Below are 8,072 nucleotides of genomic sequence, written 5' to 3'. Positions count from 1 at the left end.
TGGAGAGATGGCGTTGAAGGAATGGGGCGCTTGGAAAGGAGCTCTTGCATAGATTGCTTGCAGCTCAGCGATCTGTTGTGTGGATTGAATTACGTCTTTCTGCATTAACGCTTTTAACTCTTGGTCAAAGACCAAGCCCTGCATAAGTTTTGACTTAGCGAGGCAGAGCGTTTTAAAATTTAACGCTTCATGCAGTTCCATCGATTCGTGCGGCGCTAACGCTGGAGTATTCATTGACAAATTCTCACCTCCTTTTTTCACCAAAGTTAGATTTTCCAACGCATCGCATCTTATACTAAAATTGATTGCTGGAATTGTTGTGTGATCCATATACTCCTATTTAGTTGCAGGAATACAAACAAAATATCAACTGCATACTTATTAATGTTTAAATTAATGATCTTTGCTTAAGGGAGGAGGACACACCTTGCCTAATGGAAACAAAATTGATCTAGCCACTGAAGGTGCAAGAAAACCGGCAGAAAGTGCACTTAACTCGAGCGGCAATACGCTGGAGCAACATGCTTCTAACGCGGTTTCTGAGGTGCAAACGGCTTTAAATCAGGCGATGAACTCGATAAGTAAACCTAACGCGGCAACAAATTCACAAGCTTTGGAGACGGCCCGGCGGCAATTAACTCAGGCAGAGGAATTTTTAGATCAAGCGCAAACTTCAGCAAACGCATTACGTCTGCCGGACCAACAATAAAATGCTCTTGGCTCAGTTAGACTTTCAGACGAACTACTTGCCAAAGACAACGGAGAGTCACCGTCAAAAGGCTTCGGCTTGCGCCGAAGCCTTTTGTTTTTTGAGATGTCTTGGACATTTTCAAAAAACTTAATTAAATTCGTTATTATTAAGCAGTGAATCCCCATTTATACAATATGCCAGCTTTGATCTCTTCCTGAAGTTAGCCTATCTTCATTTTAGAAATTATATCGACAAAAATTAGCTCATCTCCGTATTTGAGCACCGCACACTCATTCAAAAGACTAGTATTACAGGCAGCAAAGTGAAATCCACATCGCCAATGTGTCGCATGATGCCACTTACCTGCACGGATGTTGATGACTAACCAGCTACAAACTGGTCGGCATCATAAAATTGAGGCGCAACAACCAGCAGAGGGTTACTCTACTCTGCGTCTATGTTTTGGTTAGAAAAAGAATCATTAAGAGCTAGGAATTAGAAAAAGTTTTAAACATATTATAGGTAATATCCGTTCAAATATGGTGGGGAGGATATCAAAAAAAACTATGTTACCTATGGAAGAATATTTCGGTAAGTTAGAACTCGTTTATTCATTTTATGGGCCTATGCCTACAGGCGTTAGTGTGTCAGAAACCGGGCGTATCTTCATTTGCTTTCCGAAATGGGGAGATGACGTTAGATTTACAGTAGCGGAAATTGTTGAGGGTCAGTTGCAGCCTTATCCTAATTTAGAAACGAATTTGATCAACCCATTGAATATCGCTATGTCCTTCATCAGTGTCCAAAGTGTTGTTGCAGATGGAAGGGGAACCCTGTGGATACTGGATACGGCTGCACCAAATTTTTCTGAGCCAATTAAAGGAGGGGCAAAATTAGTCGCGGTAGATTTAGAAACAAATACAATAAGAAAAGTATATACATTTGCAGATGATGTAGTCTTGCCGACAACGTATTTGAATGATGTCCGATTTGACTTTCGTGTAGGTAAAGCAGGTTACGCATATATAACGGATTCTTCTTCCAATGGTCCAGGCGCTATTATCGTCGTAAATTTAGAAAACGGAAATGCGTATAGACGGTTGCATGGAGCCAGCTCAACCTCACCCGATCCGTATTTTGTACCGAAAGTGGAAGGCAAAATTTTGATGAATCGAAACGCGGATGGTTCGACATCTCCCTTTCGATTGGCCTCTGATGGTATAGCCATTTCCCCTGATGGAAAAATGTTATTCTATTGTCCATTAACCAGTCGCCAGCTATACTCAATCTCAACAGAATCGTTAAGAGACAGAACGATTCCGGATTTCAAGTTAAGTGATCTTGTGCAGTATTGGGGAGAGAAGGGGGCATCTGATGGGATGATCACGGACGCAAAAGGAAACGTTTATGCTGGAGATTATGAAAACGATAGTATTCGAAAGATATTGCCGAATGGAATCATGGAAACCATCGCCCATGATCCCAGAATTTTATGGCCAGATACTTTTTCTATTGGTCCGGATCAATACTTATATGTAATTGTGAACCAATTACATAGACAGGCAAGATTTCATTATGGAAAAGACCTGCGAAAAAAACCGTATAGTTTACTACGTTTGAAAATTGATGAATTACCTGCACCTACCTTTTGATAAATAGAACCCATTGTTCAAATTGACTCTATTGCGTAGATCATGAATTTTATTTTTTGTTATTTTGAAGAATTTAAAGGCTTCCGAACGGCTGTCTACTGAATTAAGGGGAACGATAGCTCAATAAAACTAAAAGAGGCAGTGTTTTACGATGTTGTGATCTCAAACGGGATGACATGGTCACACGAGTACAACCCTCGTCATGGACATACCTATATAGCACTGCTATAATAGATGTATGAACACATATGACAAAATATTAGCAGCTGCTCTTAAGGTACTCGAAGAAGAGGGCGGAGCCCAATTTTCGACGCGAGCTGTCACTTCGATCGCACAGGTTACTGCTCCTACACTCTACCACCATTTCGGTAATGCCGATGGACTCCTGAGTGCAGCTATAGTGGAAGCGTTCAAACAGTTATTTGAAAGCAAAATTGCTGCAGTGGAGTCCCCTATTCCAGAAATGGCGCTTCGTCAGGGATGGGATGACTATGTGCGCTTTGCGGCAGCCCGTCCACGGATTTATGCGGCGATGATGGGGCGGCTGCTCGAGGGTGCCCATATCGAGGCGGCAGATCAGTCGTACCAAGCACTGGTGCAAAATGTTCAAAGAGTCGCCGCCGAAGGAAAACTGGCTGTTTCAGCCGAAGCTGCGGCAGATCTGGTCTGGGCCCAAATTCGCAAGGCACCTCCCCCCCAGCCCGACGTCGTTGATCTCATTCGGGAAAGCGTAATGCAGATCATTTTGATCCTAAGGCCGGACGCCGGTTCAAAATGAGGGATCGATGACAGAACCTGGAGACTCCGGACAAAGCCCCATTGGGGCTTTGTCTTGTTTCATGGTAAAGAGATGAAGCACCACAAATAGTGGCACATAAGAGAGATCGCCTATCCAAGCAGGATGGCGATCTTTTTCATTTTCAGAGGGTTTTGATGAGCTTATTCCTCACGGCACGGTATTTCGTGAGCGTCGAAGTACATCACGTTGCGCCCGCCAAAAATGATGTTCAGGTCGCGAGAGGACAACACTATGCAAAAATGTATAGCACCGCTATAGACAGTTCTGTATAGCGGTGCTATAATAACCGTATAACAGTGCTATACAGCGATCCATAACTTATCAAACTCAGGAGGTTTACAATGCCATATAACACTCAAGAAATGGTTGTCGTCACAGGTACTTCAAGTGGAATCGGCAGGGCTACCGCGGAGAAGCTCGCCGCTGACGGATTTCACGTTTTAGCTGGGGTTCGCCGTCAAGAAGATGCCGACAAAATCAAACAAAAAAATATCGAACCGGTGATTCTCGATGTTACCGCTATCGACACACTAAGGGCGCTGGCCGAACGAGTGGAGCAAGATCCGCTTGGTCGCCCTTTGCGCGCCGTGGTCAACAATGCCGGCATTGCCGTTAATGCACCTCTTGAGATGGTTCCGCTGGATGAATTTCGCCGTCAGATCGAAGTCAGCGTGATCGGGCAGGTCGCAGTTATTCAGGCGCTTACTCCGGTCTTGCTGAACAGCGGCGGACGCGTAGTCAATATCGGATCCGTTGGCGGCAAAATCTCAATGCCCGGTTTCGGAATTTATTCGGCTGCAAAGTACGCGATGGAAGCGATCAATGACAGTCTCCGCAGAGAGATGTCCTCGTTCGGACTCAAGGTCATCATGATTACTCCGGGCGGTGTCAGCACCAGCCTGTCGGAGAAAGGGGTTACGACAGCCGATCGGCTGTCCAAGTTGATGACACCCGATCAGCACAGACGCCATGATCGTCTTTTTGACGCCGTGAAGGCTCAGGCTGAATCATGGGCAACGGACGGTATCCCTCCTAAGAAAGTGGCAGAAGTGGTTTCACGAGCCATCCACGAAAGTAAGCCGCGCACCCGCTATATGGCCGGCCGCGATTCGGCACTGCTGACCCGACTGGTTCGTATTCTCCCGGATAAACTCCTCGACCGGATGCTCCGCAGCCAGATGAAGCTGCAGTAATGGGAGTATGAAATGATGTTACAACAACAGTTTGAACATGCCATTATTGTTGGTGGATCTTTAGGTGGACTAATGATGGGACTTGCGTTGTCCCGTTCTGGTTATGCAGTGACTATTCTTGAACGTGCAGATTCATCATTAAGGAATGGTGCTTTTATTCGCCTACACACAAAGCCTTATTCTAATAGTGAAATTGAACGAGAACTAAGTAATTTGGCATCCAATGGTAACAACAATGTTGAAGCCTGGTCAGCCATTCAAGAACGTTTGCTCAATGCGGTCGCTAAGGAACCTGGTATTACCCTTCAGCACCATACACCAATTGTTAGTATTGGGCAAAATGAATCTTCTGCTTGGGCTACTAGTGAAAAGGAGCAGACGTTTAAAGGAGACTTTTTGATTGGCGCAGATGGATATCGCAGTATTGTCCGCCGTTATTTAAGCCCTGACAAACCATTTGCAGATTATGCTGGCTATTTGGTTTGGGTAGGGAAAGTGGAGAAAAAATTGCTGCAGAAGAAAGACTGGAAAAAACGTCAGCTTTCGAACGCTTATTTCAATGATAGTGCTGCCGGTACATTGACTACTGCGATGATGCCAGGGATAGAGGGGAGAACCAATCCTGGCCAGCGATGGATAGATTTTTGCTGGTTTGATCATTCGCATAATCAATTGCTGTCTGAATTAGGTGTGTTAAAGGATGGGACTACCCAGCATTCCTTATACGGTGAAGCTATTCCGGTTTCGCTGCTGGAAGAACTATCACAAACCAGCCAAGCCCATTGGAGCAAAGAAGATGATGCCATTTTGCAAATCGCGATCAAGGATCGCAGTTTAATTGGGGCACCTGTTAATGAATACATCCCTAATATATTGTCAAAAGGAAGAATAGCCATGATTGGAGACGCAGCTCATACCATGTCGCCAATGTCGGGCGCAGGCTTTAATGACTCACTTGATGATGATACGGTTGCCATCATGGACGCGATTAAAAAGTATCCGAATTCGATAATAAATGCTTTGAGTGAATACCAAATACGTGGTTTAGATGTGGCTCGTCAAGATGTTCTTGCGGGCCAGGGCTTTAATCGTTCTTTTGGTTGCTTATAACAGCATTATGCTAAGCCATTGATACACCAGAATTTCATGCATAAATAGGCAATTCCATTTGAGAAAATGCTAAAGCAAAATTACGAAGTATATAAATTAGGAGGAATTAGCATGAACGATACAAAGAACCGTTACGTTACTGTACTTTGGGAGGCGAGAGCTAAGGCAGGAAGAGAAGCTGAGATGAAGGCAATCATGACGGCTGCTGTCACCCCGTCGCGCAACGACCTGGGCAACATTGACTACGAGGCTCACGAGGTAGAAGGCAAGCCTGGCACATTCATCATCTACGAACGCTGGGAAGACCAGGATGCTCTCGATCGGCACCTGAACGCCCCCCGGATGCAGAAACTGGTACCCCAGCTCTTGGAATTGATGGAGGGATCCATTGAGGAAGGGATTCGACTCCTGAAGCCGTTTCGACCAGCGCAGTAAAATACAACACCGAGCGGAATTCATTAAGTTCTGTCGGGAAAGCGTGAGAGATATTTTTGAGAGCGGCTAAAGACTTTAGAGGAGGAGGTAAAAGATTGGCAACGATCGATGATTTTGCAGCACTAGATATCCGTGTCGGAACGATTAAGGAAGCGGAGTTTTTTGAAGAAGCAAAGATCCCTGCGATAAAGCTTAAGATTGATTTTGGAACGGAGATCGGCTTGAAATCCTCAAGTGCACAAATAACTAAGCGGTATAAGGCTGAAGAATTGGTAGGAAAGCAAATTATAGGAATCGTTAATTTTCCTCCTCGGCGCATTGCTGGATTCAAATCGGAGGTATTAGTTTTGGGAGGAGTCCCGGAAAAAGGAGATGTTATTCTATTAAAACCGGATACTGAAATACCTAACGGTACTCCTATTGGATAAGTTAGATGACGAGAACTTGATAACATTCCCGATATGATGTCATCGACGTCGACAGTCGCTCTTTGATTGAACAACGCGTAGACGTTAACTCAATACAATTAAGAAAGCAGCTGAGTAGTGTGTGAACTGCACCCCAATTGTTGGACACCATCTAACAGATCGGAGGTGCAGTTTTTTGTCAAAATTTAATATGGACTTGAAGAGCATTGAGAAATCCTTAGAAAGAGTTCGACAAAGGGAATATTCGAGAAAGAGATGTAATCGGTCGAGGGCTTATCCTAAAGATAAGACGCAATAAAGTTTCGGATCCAGTTTTCAGGGTGTAACACCTTGAAGGTAGAATTCACGATGTGAATTCATGTTTGGTGGCGCTAGCGGAGGGGTTCCACACGTACCCAGCCCGAACACGGCCGTTAAGCCCTCCAGCGCCGATGGTGCTTGGACCGCAGGGTCCTGGGAGAGTAGGACGCCGCCAAGCAAGACAAAAAAGCACACCCCTTAACGGGATACGCTTTCAGATTGTTGAGAAACCCATGTCTGATGAAAAGACATGGGTTTCTCTTGGTTTTAATCCGTTCTTTCGGGTGAAATAAACGCCAGTCAGGCATCCTTCGCTTTCCTTTCCAGATGGAAGGCGACCTTCTTGGTTAGCAGCCATGAGCAATTGTTCTGTCGCATTACGCAGTCCAAAACGTCGTGAGCTGTTTAGCCTCAGTGAAGCTTCGCTATTTGTTTCAACATTAACGCGATGTCGTGTTAAACTACGTAGAAATAAGAATAGCTGTTGAGACTTTCTCAACAACCTGAATCCCCGTTTTTCACGGGGAATTCTCTGTTCGGGTTTGGAAAATGCGCTTTTCGCTCAATAGGCGATCAAACCCATTGAATCTAAGAATTAACTTTATGGATACCCGTACAGCTCATGGCCATTCAGGTATTTGCTTCAAATTCCGAACGATACCCTATCACTTGTGGGCTAAACATTTTTTGTATGAGTTGGCTGGGCCATAATCTCTTTTGGCTGTAAAACCTGTTTGTTTGTAGGAGGAATCTTGAGCATACAGGTACAGCTTTTACAAATAAGAGAACCCTTAAAATAACTTAACTCTTCGGTGGACTTACAAAATTTACATGAATGTCCTATGCGCAGGACAAGAACTTGATCCCATTGCTTATAATGGACAAGAACATGGTACTATTGCCGATAAAATGGAAGCCTTCTACGATGAAAATATGGGTTCTATAAGCATCGTAGATGAATCTGATAAGGTCATCTCGTTGGTGCAACTTAAAGAATCCTTACTTTCTGCAGGGCCCCATTTAATTTCCCCTTAAATTTCCCATACATACCTAAAGAGGGGATTTTGACACACAGCAAGTACTAACGATGATTTTGATAAGAAGGAATTGCCGGGAGCGGGTTGAGTGTAAGGTGAACTTTCACCTGATAATTTAGACTTCTTTTTGTTTTCTGCCACTCTTCTCCGGAAATAGGCTTTGAGAATGGATGAAGTGCTACATATCCCATAGATAACGGGTCTACATCCCACTTCTGCATTTGCTGAAGAAGTTCCGTTGTACGCTCCTTCAGAAAGTTTTCAATTTCACTTTGCAATTCCATCAGGTTGTTTGTATCGCCTAAATAACGATCTCCCTGATATTCCACCAGTCTGGCGTAGAAATTGACATTCACCGCGTAAATGCTGTCGCCGCGGTTCCAATGAAGGTCTACTTTTGAGCGAACCTGGCCGAGAAGAATGGAAA

General features: G+C 44.4%; 9 protein-coding genes and 1 rRNA gene. 8 read left to right on the top strand and 2 right to left on the bottom strand.

Going from position 1 to position 8,072, the window contains the following annotated elements; genetic code table 11:
- The coding region (locus tag GRP75_RS15360) for a spore gernimation protein GerQ (RefSeq protein ID WP_160789731.1) at nt 1-234 on the bottom strand (234 nt) is incomplete at its 3' end.
- A gap of 193 nt (nt 235-427) precedes the next feature.
- Here GRP75_RS15360 and GRP75_RS15355 point away from each other — a divergent pair.
- The 8 genes from GRP75_RS15355 to rrf all read left to right on the top strand — a co-directional run bounded on the left by GRP75_RS15355 (nt 428) and on the right by rrf (nt 6,786).
- Nucleotides 428-709 (top strand): hypothetical protein, encoded by a 282-nt coding sequence (locus tag GRP75_RS15355; RefSeq protein ID WP_044785939.1) that lies wholly within the window; start codon nt 428-430, stop codon nt 707-709.
- Between the two features lie 548 nt (nt 710-1,257).
- Complete coding sequence (locus tag GRP75_RS15350; RefSeq protein ID WP_160789730.1) at nt 1,258-2,343, top strand: L-dopachrome tautomerase-related protein; 1,086 nt, start codon at nt 1,258-1,260, stop codon at nt 2,341-2,343.
- A 238-nt stretch (nt 2,344-2,581) separates the two neighbouring features.
- Complete coding sequence (locus tag GRP75_RS15345; RefSeq protein WP_160789729.1) at nt 2,582-3,121, top strand: TetR/AcrR family transcriptional regulator; 540 nt, start codon at nt 2,582-2,584, stop codon at nt 3,119-3,121.
- 362 nt (nt 3,122-3,483) lie between these two features.
- Nucleotides 3,484-4,335 carry an SDR family NAD(P)-dependent oxidoreductase gene (locus GRP75_RS15340; protein WP_160789728.1) on the top strand — a complete coding sequence of 284 codons (852 nt, stop codon included), beginning with the start codon at nt 3,484-3,486 and terminating at the stop codon, nt 4,333-4,335.
- 12 nt (nt 4,336-4,347) lie between these two features.
- The gene (locus GRP75_RS15335; protein WP_160789727.1) at nt 4,348-5,445 is read left to right on the top strand and encodes an FAD-dependent monooxygenase; all 1,098 of its coding nucleotides are present in this window, start codon (nt 4,348-4,350) and stop codon (nt 5,443-5,445) included.
- A 111-nt stretch (nt 5,446-5,556) separates the two neighbouring features.
- A complete protein-coding gene (locus tag GRP75_RS15330) occupies nt 5,557-5,880 on the top strand; it encodes a putative quinol monooxygenase (protein WP_160789726.1) in 324 nt (107 codons plus the stop codon).
- A 95-nt stretch (nt 5,881-5,975) separates the two neighbouring features.
- Nucleotides 5,976-6,308, top strand: a complete 333-nt coding sequence (gene csaA / locus GRP75_RS15325; RefSeq protein WP_160789725.1) for a chaperone CsaA — start codon at nt 5,976-5,978, stop codon at nt 6,306-6,308.
- A 361-nt stretch (nt 6,309-6,669) separates the two neighbouring features.
- Nucleotides 6,670-6,786: ribosomal RNA gene (gene rrf / locus GRP75_RS15320) — 5S ribosomal RNA — on the top strand.
- A gap of 903 nt (nt 6,787-7,689) precedes the next feature.
- Here rrf and GRP75_RS15315 read toward each other — a convergent pair.
- Nucleotides 7,690-8,072 (bottom strand): Ger(x)C family spore germination C-terminal domain-containing protein (locus GRP75_RS15315; RefSeq protein WP_237449063.1); only part of this gene is annotated, 383 nt, incomplete at its 5' end.

Source organism: Paenibacillus sp. OT2-17 (genome assembly GCF_009827695.1).
Lineage (GTDB): Bacteria > Bacillota > Bacilli > Paenibacillales > Paenibacillaceae > Paenibacillus > Paenibacillus polymyxa_B.
This window is presented reverse-complemented; position numbering and strand designations above follow the sequence as displayed.

Excerpts from the sequence above, each read along its gene's own strand:
- GRP75_RS15350 (WP_160789730.1), top strand. The coding sequence starts at position 1,258 with ATGTTACCTATGGAAGAATATTTCGGTAAGTTAGAACTCGTTTATTCA.
- GRP75_RS15345 (WP_160789729.1), top strand. The coding sequence starts at position 2,582 with ATGAACACATATGACAAAATATTAGCAGCTGCTCTTAAGGTACTCGAA.
- GRP75_RS15340 (WP_160789728.1), top strand. The coding sequence starts at position 3,484 with ATGCCATATAACACTCAAGAAATGGTTGTCGTCACAGGTACTTCAAGT.
- GRP75_RS15335 (WP_160789727.1), top strand. The coding sequence starts at position 4,348 with ATGATGTTACAACAACAGTTTGAACATGCCATTATTGTTGGTGGATCT.
- GRP75_RS15330 (WP_160789726.1), top strand. The coding sequence starts at position 5,557 with ATGAACGATACAAAGAACCGTTACGTTACTGTACTTTGGGAGGCGAGA.